General features: G+C 72.4%; 19 protein-coding genes and 1 pseudogene. 11 read left to right on the forward strand and 9 right to left on the reverse strand.

The features are described from left to right. The first annotated feature begins 66 nt into the window (after positions 1-66). The gene (locus HD593_RS61625) at positions 67-360 is read left to right on the forward strand and encodes an AMP-binding enzyme (RefSeq protein WP_185104277.1); all 294 of its coding nucleotides are present in this window, start codon (positions 67-69) and stop codon (positions 358-360) included. Positions 361-410: 50 nt separating this feature from the next. Here HD593_RS61625 and HD593_RS23520 read toward each other — a convergent pair whose 3' ends face one another. Further along, positions 411-977: a TetR/AcrR family transcriptional regulator gene (locus tag HD593_RS23520; protein ID WP_185104278.1), complete on the reverse strand. Its 567-nt coding sequence runs from the start codon at positions 975-977 to the stop codon at positions 411-413. A 99-nt stretch (positions 978-1,076) separates the two neighbouring features. Between HD593_RS23520 and HD593_RS23525 the strand changes: the two genes are divergently transcribed. Further along, the gene (locus HD593_RS23525; protein ID WP_185104279.1) at positions 1,077-1,991 is read left to right on the forward strand and encodes a zinc-binding dehydrogenase; all 915 of its coding nucleotides are present in this window, start codon (positions 1,077-1,079) and stop codon (positions 1,989-1,991) included. A gap of 14 nt (positions 1,992-2,005) precedes the next feature. Here the strand turns inward: HD593_RS23525 and HD593_RS23530 are convergent, their stop codons facing one another. Then, positions 2,006-2,683 (reverse strand): flavin reductase family protein, encoded by a 678-nt coding sequence (locus HD593_RS23530; RefSeq protein ID WP_185104280.1) that lies wholly within the window; start codon positions 2,681-2,683, stop codon positions 2,006-2,008. 207 nt (positions 2,684-2,890) lie between these two features. Here HD593_RS23530 and HD593_RS65140 point away from each other — a divergent pair, with 207 nt between their 5' ends. Then, positions 2,891-3,061, forward strand: a complete 171-nt coding sequence (locus HD593_RS65140) for a hypothetical protein (protein WP_185104281.1) — start codon at positions 2,891-2,893, stop codon at positions 3,059-3,061. 145 nt (positions 3,062-3,206) lie between these two features. Here the strand turns inward: HD593_RS65140 and HD593_RS23540 are convergent, their stop codons facing one another. Then, positions 3,207-3,605, reverse strand: a complete 399-nt coding sequence (locus HD593_RS23540) for a YybH family protein (protein WP_185104282.1) — start codon at positions 3,603-3,605, stop codon at positions 3,207-3,209. 71 nt (positions 3,606-3,676) lie between these two features. Here HD593_RS23540 and HD593_RS23545 point away from each other — a divergent pair, with 71 nt between their 5' ends. Then, positions 3,677-6,247, forward strand: a complete 2,571-nt coding sequence (locus tag HD593_RS23545) for a DUF6493 family protein (RefSeq protein WP_185104283.1) — start codon at positions 3,677-3,679, stop codon at positions 6,245-6,247. Between the two features lie 87 nt (positions 6,248-6,334). Here the strand turns inward: HD593_RS23545 and HD593_RS23550 are convergent, their stop codons facing one another. Then, a complete protein-coding gene (locus HD593_RS23550) occupies positions 6,335-7,825 on the reverse strand; it encodes an MFS transporter (protein ID WP_185104284.1) in 1,491 nt (496 codons plus the stop codon). Further along, positions 7,822-8,424 (reverse strand): NADPH-dependent FMN reductase, encoded by a 603-nt coding sequence (locus HD593_RS23555; protein WP_185104285.1) that lies wholly within the window; start codon positions 8,422-8,424, stop codon positions 7,822-7,824. The genes HD593_RS23550 and HD593_RS23555 overlap by 4 nt, the downstream gene beginning before the upstream one ends. 97 nt (positions 8,425-8,521) lie before the next feature. On the opposite strand from HD593_RS23555, the gene HD593_RS23560 reads away from it, so the two are divergent. Further along, a complete protein-coding gene (locus tag HD593_RS23560) occupies positions 8,522-9,127 on the forward strand; it encodes a TetR/AcrR family transcriptional regulator (protein WP_185104286.1) in 606 nt (201 codons plus the stop codon). A 173-nt stretch (positions 9,128-9,300) separates the two neighbouring features. Further along, positions 9,301-11,952 carry a DUF6493 family protein gene (locus HD593_RS23565; protein ID WP_185104287.1) on the forward strand — a complete coding sequence of 884 codons (2,652 nt, stop codon included), beginning with the start codon at positions 9,301-9,303 and terminating at the stop codon, positions 11,950-11,952. 157 nt (positions 11,953-12,109) lie between these two features. On the opposite strand, the gene HD593_RS23570 is transcribed toward HD593_RS23565, so the two are convergent. Continuing rightward, positions 12,110-12,514, reverse strand: coding sequence for a RidA family protein (locus HD593_RS23570; protein WP_185104288.1), 405 nt, complete (start codon positions 12,512-12,514; stop codon positions 12,110-12,112). Positions 12,515-12,607: 93 nt separating this feature from the next. Between HD593_RS23570 and HD593_RS23575 the strand changes: the two genes are divergently transcribed. Beyond that, a complete protein-coding gene (locus HD593_RS23575) occupies positions 12,608-12,988 on the forward strand; it encodes a winged helix-turn-helix transcriptional regulator (protein ID WP_185104289.1) in 381 nt (126 codons plus the stop codon). 44 nt (positions 12,989-13,032) lie between these two features. On the opposite strand, the gene HD593_RS23580 is transcribed toward HD593_RS23575, so the two are convergent. Beyond that, positions 13,033-13,845, reverse strand: coding sequence for an SDR family NAD(P)-dependent oxidoreductase (locus tag HD593_RS23580; protein ID WP_417629378.1), 813 nt, complete (start codon positions 13,843-13,845; stop codon positions 13,033-13,035). Positions 13,846-13,920: 75 nt separating this feature from the next. On the opposite strand from HD593_RS23580, the gene HD593_RS23585 reads away from it, so the two are divergent. The 3 genes and pseudogenes from HD593_RS23585 (at position 13,921) to HD593_RS61635 (ending at position 15,329) form a co-directional block, all read left to right on the forward strand. After that, positions 13,921-14,556 carry a TetR/AcrR family transcriptional regulator gene (locus HD593_RS23585; RefSeq protein WP_221524914.1) on the forward strand — a complete coding sequence of 212 codons (636 nt, stop codon included), beginning with the start codon at positions 13,921-13,923 and terminating at the stop codon, positions 14,554-14,556. A 303-nt stretch (positions 14,557-14,859) separates the two neighbouring features. After that, positions 14,860-15,000: pseudogene (locus tag HD593_RS65145) on the forward strand (transposase); the annotation flags it as partial. Between the two features lie 110 nt (positions 15,001-15,110). Then, on the forward strand, positions 15,111-15,329 hold the full coding sequence (locus HD593_RS61635; RefSeq protein WP_246546695.1) for a hypothetical protein: 219 nt from the start codon (positions 15,111-15,113) through the stop codon (positions 15,327-15,329). A gap of 564 nt (positions 15,330-15,893) precedes the next feature. Here HD593_RS61635 and HD593_RS23595 read toward each other — a convergent pair. After that, positions 15,894-16,451, reverse strand: a complete 558-nt coding sequence (locus HD593_RS23595) for a hypothetical protein (RefSeq protein WP_185104293.1) — start codon at positions 16,449-16,451, stop codon at positions 15,894-15,896. A gap of 752 nt (positions 16,452-17,203) precedes the next feature. Beyond that, positions 17,204-18,829 (reverse strand): chaperonin GroEL, encoded by a 1,626-nt coding sequence (groL, locus tag HD593_RS23600; RefSeq protein ID WP_185104294.1) that lies wholly within the window; start codon positions 18,827-18,829, stop codon positions 17,204-17,206. 552 nt (positions 18,830-19,381) lie between these two features. On the opposite strand from groL, the gene HD593_RS23605 reads away from it, so the two are divergent. Beyond that, positions 19,382-20,017: a TetR/AcrR family transcriptional regulator gene (locus HD593_RS23605; protein WP_185104295.1), complete on the forward strand. Its 636-nt coding sequence runs from the start codon at positions 19,382-19,384 to the stop codon at positions 20,015-20,017. Positions 20,018-20,395: the final 378 nt, after the last annotated feature.

The following is a 20,395-nucleotide window of genomic DNA, read 5'->3' on the forward strand; positions in this document are numbered from 1 at the left end:
GCCACGGGCGACCTCGGGCACCGGGACGAGCGGGGCCTGCTGTTCATCGACGGCCGCGACGACGACATGATCGTCTCCGGTGGCGAGAACGTGTTCCCGCAGGAGGTGGAGCACGTCCTGGCCCGCGTTCCCGGGGTGGCGGACGTGGCGGTGCTGGGGGTGCCGGACGAGGAGTACGGGCAGCGGCTGGCCGCGTACGTGGTGGCGGCGGCCGGGGCGCGGCTGTCGGCGGACGAGCTCAGGCGGACGGTCAAGGAGGAACTGGCCGGGTTCAAGGTGCCGCGCGACGTCGAGTTCGTGGCGTCGGTACCGCGGAGCCCGACCGGCAAGGTGGAGCGGGACCGGCTGCTGCGGGGATGAACCGGTCCCGTCCGGCTGCCCGTAGCACGTCAACGGCACGCATGCTTCATTCAGGAAAGGCCGAGCAGGGCCGCCGCCGTCTCCTGGACGGAACGGGTGAAGCGCCGGGGATCGCCGGGCGTCGTCACGTGGCGGACCAGGGCGCCGTCGAAGAGCGCGAGCAGGGCGTGGGCCAGGAAGTCCGCGTCGAGGTCGGGACGTTCGGCGGCGAGCAGGACGCCGAGGTGGCCGTGCCAGAACCGGTAGCTCGGGTCGCCGTACTTGTCCTCCGCGCACGCCTGCTCGTGCGCCGCCAGCAGGACGGCGTTGCCCTCCGCGATCGCGCCGAGCCCGTCGAGGAAGGCGTGCAGCCGCTCGCGGGCGGGCGCGCCGGGCCCGAGGGGCGGCGGGCCGCTCACCACCGCCTCGCGCAGCTCCCGCGAACGCTCTTCGAGCAGCGCCTGCAGCAGCCCCGCCCGGCTGCCGAAACGCCGGAACACCGTGCCCTTGCCCACCCCGGCCAGCGCGGCGACCCGATCGAGCGACACGTGGTCCCCGCCGCCTTCGGCCAGGAGCCGCTCGGTCGCGCCGAGCACCGCCCGCCGGTTCCGGGCCGCGTCGGCGCGCTCTCCGGACATCGATGCCCCTCCTCCTGAAACGGACTGCCAGTCCGCATATGTTACCGTGCACAAAAGCGGACTATCGGTCCGAATTTGCCCCCACAGGTGAGGATGCCCATGTATGCGCTGATCGTCGACCCCGACGCCCCCGGATCCCTGCGCCTCGGCACGGCCGGGGAACCCGAGCCCGAGCCGCACCAGCTCCTGCTCGACGTGCACCACATCTCGCTCAACCGGGGCGAGGTGGCCTTCGCCGGGCAACGCCCGGCCGGAACCGTCCACGGCTACGACGCCGCCGGAGTCGTCGTGCGCGCCGCCCCCGACGGGAGCGGGCCCGCGGCCGGCACCAGGGTCGCCGCGTTCGGGGCCGGAGCGTGGGCCCAGCTCATGGCCGTGGACGGCGCCGCGGTCGCCGAGGTGCCCGGCCAGGTGGACCTCGCCGACGCCGCCGCGCTCCCGATGGCCGGCGTCACCGCGCTGCGCACCCTGCGTACCCGCGACATCCTGGGCCGGCGGGTGCTGATCACCGGCGCCGCAGGCGGCGTCGGACGGTACGCGGTGCAACTCGCCGCGCTGGGCGGCGCCCACGTGATCGCCTCGGTGGGTTCGCGGGCGCGCGGCGAGGGCCTGGCCGAGCTGGGCGCCCACGAGGTCGTGGTCGGGCTCGAAGGCGTCGACCGGCCGGTCGACCTCATCCTCGACAACGTGGGCGGGCCCCAGCTCACCGCCGCCTGGCGGCTCCTGGCACCCGGCGGGAGCGTGCAGAACATCGGCTGGGCGTCCGGCGAGCCGGCGGTGTTCGAGCCGTACTCGCTGTTCTCCATCGGGCCCGCCAAGACGATGAGCACGTTCGGCGACGTTCGCGAGTTCGGGCCGGACCTCGCGACGCTGCTCGGGTTCGCCGCGGCGGGGCGGCTCTCGCCGGAGGTCGGCTGGCGCGGCCCGTGGGACCGCGTCGGCGAGGCCGCGCGGGCGCTGCTGGAGCGGCGCGTGGCGGGCAAGGCCGTCCTGGACGTGGCCGCGCCCGCCTGACCTGGCCCGGAAGGTCAGAGTGCGGGCGCCTCCGAGCGGGACCGGTCGAGGTCCTCCGTCCGGTAGAGCCGCTCAGGGATGCTCGCCAGCCTGGACGGGCGCACCTGCGGCCCGAGCCCGTACAGCTTCTGGAAGCTCATGATCAGCGGCCGCCACGCGTCGGGATCGATGTGGTCGTCCGACCCGGGGACCCGGATCTCCTCGTGCGCCCACACCCGCACGACCCGCACCTCGAAGGCGAGGGTGCCGCCGTCGGCCACCGGATGCACCGCCTCCACCACGCACTCCATCGCGACCGGGCACTCGGCCACCCGTGGCGGCGCCACCACCTCCGACGGCACGGCGGTCAGTCCCGCGTGCCCGAACTTGTCGCCCACATGCCGGTAACCCCGCTCGTACTTGCGCTCGGGCACCGGGTCGGACCCGGTGGTGAGCGCCAGCCGGTCCACCGCCGCCGCGATCGCGTCGGACGGCAGGTTCAGCACGCACTCGCGGGTCCTGCGCAGGTTCGCGGCGGTCTTGGCCCTGGCCCCCAGCCCCAGCATGCCGCGCCAGCCCAGCCAGAACGCCGACGACATGGGGGCCAGGTTGGGGGTGCCGTCCTCGTTGGAGGACGAGATCAGCACGACGGGGGTGCCGAAGTAGAGGATGTTCGGCTCGATCCGGATGTGGTTCACAGCAGTGTTGTTCACGGCGACAACTCTCGCCCCTGCTCCCGGCCCGTGCTGGCGGACTTCGGACCTCCCGTTCCGAGGGCCGTGCGACCTTGACAGGCGCCGACTTCTCGATCATATTAGGCAAGGCTTATCTAACTTATGGCGCTTCGGGCCGGACTCCCGCGCCGCGTGCCTGGCGTACGTCTCCGCCTGCTGGACCGGCCTGCGCCGGTGAGGTGAGCCGTGGCGGCCTTGTTGCGGGCACGGGTCCCGCAACCCCTGATCGACCCCGGGCGGCGGGCGCCCATGTGCGCGGAGGCGGCCCGCCACCCGGGGTTGTCCTCGCTCCACCAGTACGAGCCGGACTGCGACAGCACGTGGCCGAACCGCCCGGGAGCCACGAACGCGGCGTAGGAGGCGGTCAGGCCCCTCGCGGCTCTGCCCCGCGATCACGGTCAGGCCGGGGTCGGCGCTCGCCTGCCATGCGCGTCCCGCCCGCGGCAGCAGCTCCCCGGGTGAGGGGACCTCCCTCTCGCCGGGTACCACCAGGCACGCGCTTTCAGGTGGAGCCGTGGGGATTGTCGATGACGTAGCGCCACCGGCCGTCCGCGCCGCGCCGTACGACGTCGGTGGCCGTGCCGCTCAGGTCCACCTCGCTGCCGTCGCGCGCGGTGCCGCGCATCGACCAGTCCACGATGAGCAGGGCGATGTCACCCGCGACGTACGCGTGGCGCGGGCGGGCCTCGATCGGGAGGCCGAAGCTCTGGAGGTGCCGGTTGGCGGCCAGCCGGGCCTCACCGGTGACGGGATGGCCGGGCACGGGGACCAGGACGGCGTCTTCCTCGTAGAGATGCGCGGTGGAGCCGCCTGCGTTCATGGCGGCGACGAACTGCGCGGCGGGACTGTCGGGGTCGCCCGCGAGGACCACGCGCGGCACGGAAGTGTCATGACTGTTCATGACAAAATGATCATATCACGTTTTCCGCATGATCCCGGAATTGTCGTGGCCGCTCGCTAGTGTCCCGGATCATGGCACACGCGCTGGTGGCGCACTCGAGCGCCCACCCCTCACCCCCGCCTGCGGCCGCCTGGGAGGAGACCCTCACCAGGGTCACGTCAGGCGACGCCACCGGGCTGGCGGCGTACCTGGTCGCGCTCGACGAGCCCGGCCGCAGGAAGGTCGCGGCGGAGCTGCCCGGCTACGTGACGGCCACCGCGCGCACGGCCGGATGGCGGGAGTGGGCCCGTCAGGGCAGGCCGCTCCTCGTGGCCGGCGTGGCCTGCATGGGCGGCGCGTCGGCCGTGACGGCGTGGCTGTTCCGGCGCGAGCTGCCCCGGTGGCTCGATGACGACGACGTCGAGCTGCTCCTCGGCCTGCTGCGGCGGCGGCCCGCGGAGTGGCAGGCCGACGTGGCCCATCGCCTCGCCGCCCGCATGCGCCTGCCGGAGCCCCGGCACTGGGAGATCGCCGCCGCGCTCGTCCGCGAGACGGGCGCCGAGCCGCCGGACGGCGAGCCGTTCATCGTCGGCTGGCTGCGCCGGGTGCACCCGGAGACGACCGGCCGCGACCCGCTGCTGGCCGCGTACGGGCCCCGCATCCTCGAGGTCGACGCCCTCGCCCAGACCCCGCTCTGGCGGGTCGTCGAGACGGTCGTGCACCTGGCCCACGAAGGGCTGCTCGACCGCGCGGCCGTGATCGACGGCGTCGTGCGGCGGCTGCTGCGCGACGGCCCGGCGGCGCGGTCGGAGCTCGCGAGCCTGCACGACCGGCTCGACCTCGACCTCGACGAGTCCGCCGGCTACGCCAGGGACTATGCCGCGCTGCTGCCCGCCGGCCCCGTCGCGGTGGCCGACGTGGCGCTGGCGCAGCTGCGGCGGCTGGAGGAGACGGGGCGGCTGGGGGAGGAGCTGTTCGCCGAGGCGATGGCGGCGCTGGCGTTCCGGCCGGAGAAGAAGCTGCTGCGCGCGGCCATGTCGTGGGCGGGCGACGCGGTGCTGCGCGACGCGGGCCGGGCGGACACCGTTCTCGGCACCCTGTCGACGATCTTCACGCAGGACACGCTCGCGCTGCAGGAACGCGCCGTGCGCCTGGCCGTCAAGCTCGCGCCGCAGGCCGGGCCCGCCGGTCGCCAGACGATCCGGCAGGCGGCGGCAGAGCTGCCGTCGGAGCTGCGCGAGCAGGTCTCGGCCGCGTACGGGGGCGGCATCGCCGAGGCGGCCCCGCCCGCCGCCCCGCCGCTGCCGGTGAGCGAGTGCCCGCCCCTGCCGCCGCCCATCGCCTCGCCCGAGGAGCTCGTCGTGGAGCTGACGGCGTTCCGATGGCCGCCCGGCGTGTGGGCCTTCGAGCGCCTGCTCGCGGGCCTGGCCGAGTGGTCGCACCGCGACCCCGAACGGCTCAGGCAGGTGCTGCGGCCGTGGTGGCAGCCGTTCGGCCCGGGCGCGTACGGGCACGCGGGCCGCGAGATCCACGAGAGCCTGTTCACCGCCGTGTCCCGGGCCTTCCTCGCCTTCGCCGCCCCCGAGCGGAGCAGGAAACTGACAGCACAGGAGCCGGGGATGCGCCGCCGTCCCGACGCCCCCGGCGCGCCCGAGCTGCTCTACCGGCGCCGCGCCCTGGAGCTGGTGACCCCCTTCGAGGAGGGCACCTGCTACCCGGTCCTGCTGGCCACGCCCACGGCGGGCACCGGGCACCTCGACCCGTCCGCGCTGCTCGGCCGCCTGGAACGGCTGGAGGCCGCCGGCGTGCGGGCCCTGCCGGCCGACCTGGCCCAGGCGCTGCTCAGGCTGCCCCGCCGGTTCGCGGCCGCCGACGTCGAGAGGGCCGGCCGGCTCACCTCTGAGGCCGGCCGTACGTGTGCCGCGTGGATGCGCGACGGCGGCATGCCCGACCCCGAGGCGAGCGTGACCCTGCGCGAGACCGCGTACGGCGTGCGGCTGGAGGCCTGGCTCGGCGCACCGGGCCCGGGCCTGCCCGAGGAGATCCGCGCCCTGTTCGAGGTGCAGGACGGCCACACGTACTCGCTGACCTGGTGGCCGCTGGCCCTCCCCGCCCACCGGGAGCTCGCCGCGGCCCACCTGGTCGGCTACCTGCCGTGGTCCATGGACGCCAACGACCGGCAGACGCAGGCGCTGACCGCCCTCGCCCGCGGCGACGGCACCCTCGGCGCCGCCACCGCCCACGCCCTGGTGTGCGGCATGGGCCACGTCAACCCGGCCGAACGCGCCGCCGCCACCGACGCCTTCCTCACCCTCGCGGCCCGCGGGGAGGTCCCGGCCGCGGCCCTGGCCGACGCGGTGACGGCCCTGGTCACGGCCGACCTCGTCAAGCTCAACCGGGTGGTCTCCGTCCTCGACGACGCCACCCAGGCGGGCGCGCACGAGGCGGTGTGGGAGGTGATCTCGGGCGTGCTGGCGGGCCTGCTGCCGAAGGAGGGCGAACGTCCCCGCGCGGGCGCGGCCGACCTGCTGGCGGCGGGGGCGCGGGCGGCCAGGATCGCGGGGTTACGGGCGGAGCTGCCGGAGGTGGCGGCGGTCGCCGGCCGCAAGGGGTCGAGCCGCCTGGTCCAGGAGGCGCGACGGCTGATCCAGCTCGTCGGCTGAGCCGGGTTGTGGGTTGAGCCAGCGCGTCGGTGCCAGGCCGGGCGTGCGACGGCGGCGCCGGGCGGCCGTGTTATGGATGTGCCGACGTTACGGCAGTGCTGACGGTCGTGGCCGGGGCGCGGCAGGGGCGGCCGCGGCCGCAGGTCGTACAGGGCGGGGCGGAGAGAGCAGCGCCCACACCGCCGGCGCGGCCACCGCGCAGACCCCGCTCGCACCCCACAGCGCCACCTGCCACGCCCCGGTGAGCCACGCGGCCTCCACGGCCCGGCCGGGCCCGGCGAGGCTGCCCGCGAGGATGCGTGCGGCCCGGGCGGGATCGTCGGTACGCGCCTGCAGCACGGTGGCGAGTGCGGTGCCGAACAGGGTGGTGGCCAGCGTGCCGCCGCCCGCGCGCACGGTGTTGAGCAGCCCGGTGGCCATGCCGATCCGTTCCTGGGCGACCCGGTTCACCGCCTGCGCGTCGGTGATCCCGATCATCAGGCCGATCCCGGTCCCGAGCGTCGCCAGCGGGCCGAGCAGTCCCGCCACCCCCAGGCCGGGGCGCAGCGTGGTCAGCCAGGCGTTCCCCGCCGCGACCAGCAGCAGGCCGGCGGTGACCAGCGCACGAGCCGGCACCCCGTGGTTGATCAGCAGCCCGCCCACCTGCGGAAGGAGCAGCACGGGCGTCGTGAGCGCCAGCATGGTCAGCCCCGCGGCCTGCACGGAGACGCCACCCGCGCCCTGCAGGTAGGTCGGCAGGTACGCGGTCACCCCGGCGGGCCCGGCGGCCAGCACCAGCCCGGCCAGCGTCCAGGCCACGAAGCGCCGATCGCGCAGCAGCCCGAGATCCAGCACCGGATGCCGGACCCGCCGCTCGACCAGCACGAACATCACCAGCATGGCCACCCCCAGGCCCAGCGGCACCAGGACCCGGGCACTGGCCCACCCGGCCGCCGCGGCCTGGTTGACGCCGAACATGGTCAGGCTGAGCGCGCCGATCAGCGCCAGCGCCCCGCCCACATCGACGCGCGGCCGCTCCTCCGCCCGCGAATCCGCCATGGCGGCGGCGCCCGCCAGCAGGAGCAGGCCGGCACCGGCGAACACGGCGAACGCGGCCCGCCAGCCGAGCGCGCCCACCAGCCACCCGGCCAGGGTCGGGCCGACGGCCAGCCCCACGCCGGCCGTGGTGCCCATCGCCGCGTACGCGCGGTTGCGGGCGGGGCCGGTGAAGGTGCCGCCGAGCACGGCGCCGCCACCGGTCATCACCCCGGCAGCGCCGACGCCGGACAGGATCCTGGCGACGTTCAGGGTCAGGATGTCTCCGGCCAGCGCGCTCACCAGCGCGCCCGCGGTGTAGACGAGGGCTCCCGCGGCGAAGACCCGGCGCCGGCCGTACAGGTCGCCGAGCGATCCGGCCACCAGCATCATGGCGGCGGCCGCCAGGAAGTAGCCCACCACCACCCACTGCAGGGCCGCACCTGAAGCGCCGAGGTCGGCGCCGATCAGGGGGAGCGCGACGGTGGTGCCGGACATCAGCATCGGCAGCGCCAGGAAGCCGAGCAGCACCGTGGCCAGAGTCCCCGCGCGGCGGCCCGTCATGCCGCCGCCACCTGGTGGCGCAGCGTCCGCAGCGCCCCCGACCAGGCGATGACCTCGTCCAGCAGCTCCACCAAGGTGGGCTCCTGGTGCGGGCCCGGGGTGATCATGCCAGGCCGGGCCGGGTCGGTGATCTCGAAGTCGGTGAACGCCGACAGCGCCACCTGCGTGCGTACGTTGGCCACCTGCACCTCGGTCATGACCTGGCGCAGGTGCTCCACCGCGCGCACGCCGCCGTGCACGCCGTGGCTGACGAACCCGGCCGCCTTGTTGTTCCACTCGGCGAACAGGAAGTCGATCGCGTTCTTCAGCGCGCCGGGCGCCGAATGGTTGTACTCCGGCGTGACGAACACGAACCCGTCGAACGAGGCGACGGTCTCGGCCCAGCGGTTGGTGTGCGGGTGCCGGTACTCGCCGAACAGGGCGGGCGCCGGCTCGTCCAGCACCGGCAGCCCGTACGCGGCGAGGTCCACCACCTCGAAGGCGGCCTCGCCGGCCGTGACGGCGGGGTGGCGGGCGGCGACCTCGGCGACCCAGCCGGCCGTGACCGCGGTCCGGCGGTGCGGACGGGTGCTGCCGACGACGATGGCGATCCTGATCATGTCTGCCTCCTCGTGCCTTTCTGCGCTACGTCGGGTAAAGTACAACGAGCGTGGCAAAAAGTAAAACGCTCAATGTACTTCTACGGAGAGGGCAGCGGTGACCAGGGAAGACAAGCGCAAGGCGATCCTGGCCGGCGCCTTGACGGTGTTCGCCCGCGACGGCTACACCCGGGCCAGCGTCGACGCGATCGCCCGCGCGGCCGAGGTGTCGACGCGGACGATCTACAACCACTTCGCCGACAAGGCCGTGCTGTTCCAGGCGGTCATCCAGGAGAGCGCCGCGCGGGCCGCCGAGGCGCAGCTCGCCGTGATCGACCGGCACCTGCGCAAGGTGACCGACCTGGAGGCCGATCTCGTCGACTTCGGCCGCGAGTTCACCGCGCCGGTCGGCGACGGCCACGCCGAGCACTTCGCCCTCGTACGGCAGATCAACGCCGAGGCCGGGCACATCCCGCAGGCCGCGATCGAGGCCTGGCAGGAGACGGGCCCGCACCGCGTGCGCCGCGAGGTCGCCGCTCACCTGCGGCGATGGACCGAACAGGGGCTCCTGCGCGCCGAGAACCCCGACCGGGCCGCCGTCCACCTGCTGCTGCTGATCTCCGTCAGCGATCCGTCCTACCAGGGCACCGTCCCCACGGAGGAGGAGATCAACGAGACCGTCTCCTCGGGGGTCCGCGCGTTCCTGCACGGCTACCTCCGCTGATCACCGGTGCCGCGGCGGGTGCGGGCGCGGGTTCATCCCCGTGCCTGCACCGCGTCCAGGCGCAGGTCCATCCCCGTGCCGCGGCGTGTCCAGGCGCGGGTCCATCCCCGTGCCGCGGTCGCGGCCGTCGCCGGCGGGCCGGGATTGTCGGTGGGATGCCCTAGTGTCGCCGCATGATCAACGCCTGGGAGGCGGTCCGCGCGGCCATCGACGCCGAGGACCTCGCCGCCATCGCCGCGCTGCTGACCGGGTTCGACGACGCGCAGCGGCGCGAGGTGGCGCGCGAGCTGCCCCGATACCTGCCGGTGGCGGAGCAGGCCGGCGAGCGTGCCGACCGCGAGCGCAATCGGAGACGCGAGGTCAGGTGGCGGGAGCTGACCGCCCAGGCCGAAGAGGCCGGCGTCAGCATCTGGGAGCTGCCCGAGGGATACGCGATGATGACCCATCATCAGCACGTGGGCGTCCGCTGGATCGAGCCCGTGCGGGTGGCCGGGGCGGGCGCCATCGCCGGCGCGGCGGCCGTCGCCTCCTGGCTCAGCAAGCCCCGCCTCGTGCGCCGCCGGGCCCGGGCCGATCTTGACGAGATCCCGCCGATCCTCCAGGTCGTCGCGGCCAGGCCGGCCGCCTGGCAGGAGGATCTCGCCGTCCGTCTCGCGCTGCGCCTGCGCGCCGCCCGGCCCAGGCCGGACGACGTACGCGTCCGGCTCGCGCTCGCGCTGCTGCGCGCGACCGGGGCCGAGCCTCCCCGGCACGACCCGCTCACCCTGGCCTGGGTCGCCGCCGCGACGGCTGCCGAGCTGAGCGCGGATCCGCTGCTCGACGCCATGGTGCCGAGGCTGTTCGAGGCCGAGGGCGTGGGGCGGCTGCTGCGTGACGACCGTGAGCTGGGCGCCGCCCTGGCCAGGCTGTCGGCCGACGGCCGGATCAAGCGCGCCGCGCTGCTCGACGGCTGCCGCACCCGCTTCCTGCGCGGCGGCGAGGCCGCCGACCTGCGCTTCTTCATCACGCTGCACGACCTGCTCGACCCGGCCGCCGAGGAGGTCGCGCCACACGTACGCGACTACGCGGCGATGCTCGCGCTCCCCGCGGCCAACGTCGCCGACCTGGCGTTACGGCAGCTCCGCCGGTTGAAGGCCACGCCGCCGGCCGAGGCCGTCGAGAGCCTGCTGTTCCGCTCGGAAGGCAGGCTCGTACGCGCCGGGCTGGCCCTGCTCGACCGCGTGCTCAAGGAGCCGTCCGAGGACGTCGACGCGTACGCGCCCGCGCTGGCCGCCGCGCTGGTGTGCGAGTCGGCCGAGGCCAGGGGACGGGCGGTGAAGCTGGCCGTCAAGCACGCGGGGCGGTTCGGCCCGGATGCGGTGGGGACGATCAGGGAAATCGTGCCGATGCTGCCGCCCGGCCCTGGCGCCGCGCTGGCCGGCGTCTTCGGCGGTGAAGCGGTGCCCGCGCCGCCGCGCCCCCGCTTCCAGCCCCAGCCGTTGCCGGCCGTGCCCGAAGCTGAGCCGATGCCGCTGATCACGCATGCCAATGTCCTGGCCCGCGTCACGCTGCGCGAGTTCGACTGGATGCAGCCCGAGCGGTGGCTCGACGGCTTCGTCCGGCTGGCGTCGGACGCGCGGCGGGAGTCGCTGATCGCCGAGCTGGCTCCGCTGGCCGCGCGGAACCTGGAGTACCGGTGGGGCCCGTGGTGGGACATCTCCGACTGGGCCGCCGCCCTGGCGCGCGAGCTGATGGAGCCGGGAGCCGAGCGCAGGGCCATGCCGGACGGGCGGGCCGACCCGGCGCGGCGCGTTCCGGAGACTGCACACGCCGCCATGTGGCGGCTCATGCCGCTGGCCCGCTTCGCCGAGGTCTACCAGTCGATGCTGGACGGCCGGATGCCGCCGTACCTGCTGGCCACGCCCACCCGCGTCAACGGGCTGCTGGACGCGGAGGCGCTGGTCGAGCGGGTGGCGGGCTATGAGCGTGACGGCGTGCAGGCGCTGCCGCTGGACCTGCGGCAGGCGCTGCTGCGGCTGGGCCGCGGCAGCGTGACCGCCGACGCGGTGCGGCGGGCTGCGCGGCTCGCCACCCCGGCCGGGCGCCTGGTGCACCGCTGGCTCACCGACCGGCCTGCCGATCCCGGGGTGGTGCTGCGCTGGACGACACATGAGGGTGATCCGCGCGTCGAGGCCGAGCTCGTCCTGGGGCCTGAGTACGCGGAGCTGTTCGGGGATCTGCTCGTGCCGCGCCCGTGGGACGAGGCCTGCGAGCTGCTGCTGCCCGTGCTCGCCGGCCACCGGGAGCTGGCGGCCGCCATCTCGGTCTACTCCCTGATGTCGACCTGGCCGATGAACAAGCCGACGGCCCGCGACCTCGACCGCCTGGTGCTCGCCGACGGCCCCGGGGGGCCCGGCCTGGCGCTGCTGCTGGCCCGCCACCTGCTGGAAGGGCCCGACGGCGATGGGGTGCGGCCGTTGCTGCTCCTGGCCGCGTCCGGCGGCGTGCCGGGCGCCGAGCTGGGCCGGCAACTGGCCGTCCTGCTGAAACGCGGCCAGGACCGGCCCGCCGACGCCATCGCCGCGCTCGCCGAAGCCGCCAGGCTGGGGGCGCACCGGGAGGTGTGGCAGGTGATGACCGGGTTGCTGCCCGCGTACCTGCCGGGGCCGGGGGAGCGGGCGAACAGCGTGCACACGCGGCTGATGCGGCTCGCGGCCGAGGTCGCGGGGTGGGCGGGGGCGCGGGGCGAGGTGCCGGCGGTGGCCGAGCTGGCCGGACGGGCCCGCACCAGCGAACTGGTCCGCCAGGCCCGCGATCTGCACACCCTGCTCACCGCTCCGGCCTGATTCGTTGGGCCCGCGATCTGCACACCCTGCTCGCTATCCCGGCCTGATTCATCGGGCTCGCGGTCCGCACGCCGTGCTCTCCGCCCCGGCCCGGTCCGCCGGGCCGGGCATGTGCGTGCCCGCGCGCCGGACTGGTAAGGCGCCTCCCCGTGCCGGCTCAGTCGATGATCGCCGTGACCTCGGCCTCGACGAGGATGCCGGGCTCGAAGAGGATGTCGACCCCGATCAACGCGGCAGGCGGCGTGGCCAGGTCGAACTCACGTGCCGCCTGTTCGACGCCCGCGTTGAACGCGTCGTACATCTCCCTCTTCCAGCCCGCGGCGTACCACGTGAAGCGGACGACGTCGTGGAACGTCGCGCCCGCCGCGTCGAGCGCCTTGGCGACGTTGCGGTAGACCTGGGCGACCTGCCCGGCGAGGTCGCCGGGCGCGACGAGCTCGCCGTTCTCGTCCCAGGCCACCTGGCCCGCGATGTGAACCTGCCGGCTCCCGGACGCCACGGCGACGTGGTGGTAGAGCGGGACTTGGACATGCCGGTCAGGGTTGATGAGCGAAACAGCCACGATATCTCCGGTGCTCTCTTGTAGTTACTCAGGAACTGTAGGAGAGTGTTCGCTGACGTGGAAGAACGCACTTTTCAGTGACTGGGGAACCAAATGGTGACCAAGCAGTTCAGCAGCCTGTCGGACGAGGCGGACCTGAGGCGCGCCGACTCCCTGGCGCGCGAGATCTTCTCGGACGTCGCCAACAAGTGGGCGCTGCTGATCATCGAGACTCTCGGCGAGCGCACCCTGCGCTTCAGCGAGCTGCGCAACGAGGTCGAGGGCATCAGCCACAAGATGCTCACCCAGAACCTGCGCATGCTGGAGCGCAACGGCCTGGCCGAGCGGACGGTGCACCCGACGGTGCCGCCACGCGTCGAGTACACCCTCACCGAGCCGGGCCAGGCCCTGCGGGCGACGGTCGATCTGCTCTGCGGCTGGACCCACGACTACTTCGGCCACATCGAGTCGGCCCGCCGCCGCTTCGACGCCTGAGCCACATCGAGTCGGCCCGCCGCCGCTTCGACGCCTGGCCACGTCTAACGGAACGCGGCCAGCGCGACCGGCTGCCACTTCCTCCAGGTGGCGAGCCGTTCCTCGTACTCGGCCGCGACCGGCTCGAACGACTTGCCGAAGAAGATCCGCGCCGGCGGGTCGTCGGTGTCGGCCAGCTCCAGGATCGGCCCGCGCGTCGCCTTCGGGTCACCGAGGTCCCACACGGGCTCGGTGGCCGCCCGAACCTCGGCGTAGTCGGGATGCTCGGCACTGGCGCGGATGCTGCCCCCGCCGAAGTCGGTCGAGTACGGGCCGGGCTCCAGGCAGATCACGTCGATGCCGAAGTGCGCGACCTCCTTGCGCAGCGACTCCGACAGCCCCTCCACCGCCCACTTCGAGGCGTGGTAGGCGCCGATGCCCGCGTACGCCCGGACACCGCCCTCGCTGGTGACCTGGATGATCCGGCCGTGCCCCTGCGCGCGTAGCACGGGCAGGACCGCCTGCGTGACCCACAGCGTGCCGAAGAAGTTGGTCTCCATCTCGGCGCGGATCTCGGCCTCGGTCAGCTCCTCCACCATGCCGAAGTGGCCGTAACCGGCGTTGTTGACGACCACGTCCAGCGTGCCGAAGTGCTCGGCCGCCTGCCGTACGGCGGCGAACACGGCCGCGCGGTCGGTGATGTCGAGCCGCAGAGGCAGCATCGCCTCACCGTACTTCTCGGCGAGGGGGCGCAGGGTGTCGAGGTCGCGCGCGGTGGCGGCGACCCGGTCGCCGCGCTCCAGCGCCGCCTCCGCCCACTCGCGGCCGAACCCTTTCGACGTACCGGTGATGAACCACGTCTTGGACAACGTCCTCACCTCTCCTCAATAGATACCGTCTGTTGCAACAGTAGCATGGAGTGTATTAATTCCTCTGCTGCTACACTTTTGCATATGGAAGGCAGGCGAGACAGGAAGAAGCGGCAGACCCGCGAGCGGATCCAGGCCTCGGCGCTGGAGCTGTTCACGTCGCAGGGCTACCGCAACACGACCATCGCGGCGATCGCCGAGCACGCCGACGTCGCGACACGGACCGTCACGCTGCACTTCCCCACCAAGGAAGACCTGCTGTTCGCCGACGACCCGTTCCCCCCCGAGTCCCTGGCCACCTACCTCGCCGGCCGCTCCGGTAACGCGCTCGACTGCGTGGGCGAGTGGATGCGCGACACGATGCGCGCCCTCGACGAGCACGACGCCGACCAGGGGCGCGAGCCGGGCGAGATCTGGTCCCTGCGTACCAAGCGCGCCGCCCTGATAGCCGGGGACGACGATCTCCGCGGCCGTGCCCGTGCGAGCTACTACGAGCTGGAGCGGCTGATCGCCGCCGCCATCGGCAAGGACCTGGGCCTGCCGGCGGACGCGCTGGCGCCGCGGCTGACCGCGTACGCGCTGGTGGGAGGTCTGCGTGAGCTGTACATGACCCACGAGGCCGGCCGCCGTGAAGAGCTGCCCGGCCTGGTCGGCCGCGTGCTCGCCTTCGCCCGCGCCGGCCTGACCACGCTCACGTCCACCGTGCCGCCGACCCGGTAGCCGGCGGACGCCCGCTCAGACCCGCGACCCGGGGTGTGGTCATGCTCGCGCTGTCGACCGGTGAACAGGAGCAGGCTCCCGGTAGCTGGGGTGGCGTCTCAGCAGCTCAGCAGCCAGGAGCCTGTGGTTGTCCGCCTACACGCCTGCGGTCGTGAACGCCTGCGGTTGCTCCTCACCGGGATGCGCATGTCGAGACCGTAAAGCGCGATGGCGATCAGTTCGGCCATCACCGCCCGTGCCTCGCGCTCCAGCACCGACCGTTCGGCATCGGCCAGATCCGACGGGTATACCCGGGTCGGGCCGATGGTGCATGACCTGCGCGTGATGGTGGACGCGATCGGCTACGTGACCCGGTACGGGATCGAGTGGCGGGCTCTTCCGGTCGACTTCCCGCCGAATGAGGCGGTGCATGCGGGTTTCTTGCGTTGGTCGCGGCACGGTCTGCCCGAACGGCTGCCCGAACGGCTGCCCGAACGCTGGCCGGGCGGCTCCGCGGACGGCTGCGCATCCTGGCCGGACGGGCGGAACTACACACGCTCGGGCTGCTGTTGTGCGTGGTGGTCACCGCCGTGTCGGTGCAAGACCGTGACGGCGCGCATCCGGTGCTGGCGCTGCTGTGCGAGAAGTTCTCCACCATCCGCCTCGTCGGGGCCGACGGCGGCTCCGCCGGACGGTTGCATGCCTGGGCCCGGCAGGTCCTCGGCCTGGCCGTCACGATCGTCAAGCGCAGCGAAACCTGCCCGGCTTCGCGGCGCTGCCCCGCAGGTGGATGATGGCGGAGCGCACCTGCTCCCTGGCTGGTCCGTTACCGCCGACTGGTGCGCATCTATGAACGCAAACCCGAACAACATGAAGCCCTCATCTGGTGGGCCACCGTGCACCAGATGACCCGCCGCCTGACACGCGAACTGGCGGGACGGCCACTCTCAAGCCGCTGGAGCGACCCAGCCGCCGCTTCCGGTCCTGTCCAGCCCCGACCGGCGCGGCAAGGTCCTGCAGCTCCTGGCCGCTCAGCCTTCCTGGCCAGCCTGGAGAGGAAGCGAACCGGCCGCTCGACAGCGCCCTTCCGCCGGACTTCCGGTTACTACGTGGTCTCGGGTATTTCTCCGCCCGTTTCGTCCTGGCGAGGCGTCGCGTCATGAGTGTGATCGCCGCGAAGGTCTCTGCGTGACATGAGAGTGATCGAGGCCCAGGTCAAGTGCACCCGCGCACCATGCCGGGCCATCGTCACCTCCAGAGCACGCCATCGTGGCGCCCCACCTCGTCCAAGCTCCCGTGAAAGCCATGGTCAGAGACATGACTGCCTTTCTTACTTGGTAACCGGCGCAGCGCTCCCTTCACGGCAGCTGTTCTTGAGCACGGGTGAGCCGGGCGAGTCCGCTGACCATGAGTGCCACAGATGCCACGCCGACGGCGACCACACTCGGCAAGTACCAGTGCGGGCCCTCGATCACCACGTCCAGGACCGCCTCGTCACTGTCGCCGAGCCGGAACGGCGTGAAGATGCACGCGAACAACAGCACCGAAAAGTGCGGCAGGACAAGGAAGAACGCTGCGGCCGCGGACGACTCGGTCACGCCGTACCCTCTGATGCGCCAGACCAAGACAGCGAGGGCCAAGGTGAGCGTGCCGAACACCCAGGCGTAACCCTTGATCACCGCGTCCGCCACGGCGAGAAAGCTCTCCGCGGCCTGAAGGTTGGGCCAGTCCTCCTGCGTTGCACGGGAGATGGCCAGCGCCTGAGCTCCGCCGACGAGACCGAGCACTGTGACGATCGGGCCGGCCGAGAACGCGGTGACGAGCAGCACCGTGCCGCTCCTGGCGGCGAGGAGGGCGGCGAGGAGCGGCACAGCCGGAACGGCCACGACCCACCAGGCACTGAATAAGTCGTCCATCGGCTCTTTCTAGTCGAGCCGGAGGCCGTCGAGAACCAGCCGCACCGGCACCCGGCCAAGTCGGCGGCGCCACAGCCGTCTGCCGCAGCGAGTGGCCGCTCGCGGGGGCTGCAGCCCCCCGCTTCGGTAGAACGCCAGGACGGCGGGGATCGGTATCGCTGGGATCAGCGGTAGTCGGCCCTGTCTTCAAGCCTTTGTCAGCAGGCTCTCAGACGTCAGCCGTCTGCCCAAGGCCGCACCAACCCGCCTACTCATGACCGCACCAACCCGCCCACTCGTGACCGCAACATGGCGCCTGATCATGACCGCACACGGCGCCTGATCGAGACCGCAACACGGCGCCGCTCCCCAGGGCATGCTGCGGCGATCGGCGGCGCGGGGTTCTTCCGTGCCTGCGGGAGCCGTCCCGCCTTTCGGCCACGCGGTGTCCACCCGCGGAGAGTGAGGACCGATTCCGCCCTGGCGCGTTCCTCGCGAGGCGGTGTGTACCGGTCATGTTCGTCGCGAAGCGGTTGTATGCCAGTTGTTGGTCCCCACCCTGCGGTTGCGCGCGCCGGTTGGATCTCTCACGAGGCAACCGCGTGCGCTACCTGCGTTCCTGACGGAACGGGCGCCTGCGCCCGAGCCTGGCCCGCTCCCACGTCATCGAGGACAGGCCGGGCGAGCCAGCAGCGGCTGCATGGGCTCGGCGACGACGATGATGTGCATCCAGACCCCTGCCGTACCTGAACGGCGTTGGACCTGGAAGCGACCTAGAAGTCCATGTCGCCGCCGCCCGGCATGGCCGGGGCGGCGGGGGTCTTCTCGGGCTTCTCGGCGATGACGGCCTCGGTCGTCAGGAACAGCGCCGCGATGGAGGCGGCGTTCTGCAGCGCCGAGCGCGTCACCTTGGCCGGGTCGATGATGCCCGACTCGAACATGTTGACGTACTCGCCGGAGGCCGCGTTCAGGCCCTCACCCGGGGTGAGGTTGCGCACCTTCTCGACCACGACGCCGCCCTCGAGACCGGCGTTGACCGCGATCTGCTTGAGCGGCTCCTCCAGCGCCTTCTTCACGATGGCGGCACCGGTGGCCTCGTCGCCGTTCAGCTCCAGCTTGTCGAACGCCTTCGCGCCCGCCTGCAGCAGCGCCACGCCACCGCCGGGCACGATGCCCTCCTCGACGGCCGCCTTGGCGTTACGCACGGCGTCCTCGATGCGGTGCTTGCGCTCCTTCAGCTCGACCTCGGTCGCGGCACCGGCCTTGATGACCGCCACGCCACCGGCGAGCTTGGCCAGGCGCTCCTGGAGCTTCTCACGGTCGTAGTCGGAGTCGGTCCGCTCGATCTCGGCGCGGATCTCGTTGACCCGGCCGGAGATCTGCTCGGCGTCACCGGCACCGTCGACGATCGTGGTCTCGTCCTTGGTCACGACCACCTTGCGGGCGCGGCCCAGCAGGTCGAGGGTGGCGGTCTCCAGCTTGAGGCCGACCTCCTCGGCGATGACCTGACCACCGGTCAGGATCGCGATGTCGTTCAGCATCGCCTTGCGGCGGTCACCGAAGCCCGGCGCCTTGACCGCGACCGACCGGAAGACGCCCTTCATCTTATTCACAACCAGGGTCGCGAGCGCTTCGCCCTCGACGTCCTCGGCGATGATCAGCAGCGGCTTGCCCGACTGCACGACCTTGTCGAGCAGCGGCAGCACGTCTCTGTTGGCGGAGACCTTGCCGCTGACGATCAGGACGTACGGGTCGTCCAGGACCGCTTCGAGCCGGTCGGCGTCGGTGATGAAGAGCGGGGCGATGTACCCCTTGTCGAAGCGCATGCCCTCGGTGAGCTCGAGCTCCAGGCCGAAGGTGTTGCTCTCCTCGACGGTGATGACGCCTTCCTTGCCGACCTTGTCCATCGCCTCGGCGATGAGCGAGCCGATCTCGGCGTCGGCGGCGGAGATGGAGGCCGTGGAAGCGATCTGCTCCTTGGTCTCCACGTCCTTGGCCAGCTTGGAGAGCTCCTCGCTGACGCGCTCGACGGCCGCCTCGATGCCCTTCTTCAGGGCCATCGGGTTGGCGCCGGCGGCGACGTTGCGCAGGCCCTCACGCACCAGCGCCTGGGCGAGCACGGTGGCGGTCGTGGTGCCGTCGCCCACGACGTCGTCCGTCTTCTTGGCGACTTCCTTGACCAGCTCGGCGCCGATCTTCTCCCACGGGTCCTCGAGCTCGATCTCCTTGGCGATGGACACACCGTCGTTGGTGATCGTGGGAGCGCCCCACTTCTTCTCCAGCACGACGTTGCGGCCCTTGGGGCCCAGGGTCACCTTGACGGCGTCGGCGAGCTGGTTCATACCGCGCTCGAGACCGCGCCGGGCGTCCTCGTCAAACGCGATCATCTTCGAGGTCATTGCTGCTCCTGCTCTGGTCGAAGTGTCTCGGAGCTCTGGCCGAGCTCCTGTCGGGTATGGGCCGGGATGCTGCTGTCGCTGCCGTGTGCCGCGACGCTCTTTCCGGGTGCGGCCGGGACGGAGCCCGCGACGGACGGCCCGCAGCACAGCCATGGGGGCCTGTCTGTGAGACCTCACCGCCCCGGCGCACGCCAGGTGGTCGGCACTCCGCATGCGGAAGTGCCAGGTGGTCGGTACTCCGTTCGCGAAGTATCGGATGGTCGGTACTCCGTTCGCGGAAGCGCCAGTGGGTCGGTGCTCCGTATGCGGAAGTGCCAGGTGGTCGGTACTCCGTTCGCGAAGTATCGGATGGTCGGTACTCCGTTCGCGGAAGCGCCAGTGGGTCGGTACCCCGCATGCGGAAGTACCGGGTGGGTCGGCACTTCAAGCGGGGAAGTGCCGCGTGGTCGGCACTCCGCTCGGGGAGGTGCCGGTTGCCGCATCGCACTCTACCCACAAATTGCGTGGCGCGCACAAGTTGCGCGCCACGCATCCTGCGATATGCTTCCAGCCATGAACGAGGACGCCATGGATCTGCGAGCCCGCCACAAGCAGGCCACCCGGGAGGCGATCGGTCATGCCGCACTGCGGCTGGCCATCGAGCAGGGCCCCAACGGGCTGGCGCTCGTCCGCGTCCATGACATAGCCACGGCCGCGGGCGTCTCACCGCGCACGTACAACAACTACTTCTCCAGCCGGGAGGAGGCGATCTGTGCCTTCCAGGCCGACCAGTCGCGGCGGGTGGGGCAGGCGCTGCGTTCCAGACCCGCCGGCGAGTCGCTGCAGGAGGCCGTGCTCGCGGCCGTGATAGAGCTCTACACCGATCCCGAGCCCGACCGGGCGGGCCTCGCCATGATCATGTCGACGCCCGAGTTGGAGGGTGAGGCACTGAAGGCGTTCAGCATGGCCGAGGCGCCGCTTGCCGAGGCCATCGCGGAGCGAACCGGCATCGATCCCCGCCGCGACCTGTTCCCCGCCGTCACAGCCGCCGCAGTCGCGGGCGCCATCCGCGTGGCGGGGCGCCACTGGCTCCAGCCCGGTGTCACCGCCTCCTTCGCCACGACTCTCCGCAACGCCCTGTCCTGCGTCTTCGCCCCCGCGCCGTTAGCCGGCTCCGGGAAGGACACTGAGGGTGGCGACGACTCCTAGCGTGCAGCTTCAAGAGTCCTGACGGCTTCGGATCCATCGACGGATTGGAGAGTTTGGATCCGCGGTGCTCCGCGGCGCGGGCGAAGGCTCGCCCGGCGGCTTTCGGGAGTCTTGCCGAAGCGGAAGACAGACGTGCCCCACTACTCGATGCCAACGGGACCATCGCGTGCCTTGGAGCTGGTCGGCCGCGTCCACGGGGGGTTTGCGCCGTGTGGAGGATCGCGCCCATGTCCGAGGATGACGGCCGCAGCAGGAGGCTTGCCGCCCGGGCCTGAAGCTGTGGCCCATGTCGAAGGCTTGTGGTCCGTGCCCGAGGCTTCCGATCTGTGCGGAGGCTTGCGCACGGCCCGGTGGCTTGTGCGCGGCCTGTGCGGAGGC

The sequence above is a fragment of the Nonomuraea rubra genome (assembly GCF_014207985.1).
GTDB lineage: Bacteria > Actinomycetota > Actinomycetes > Streptosporangiales > Streptosporangiaceae > Nonomuraea > Nonomuraea rubra.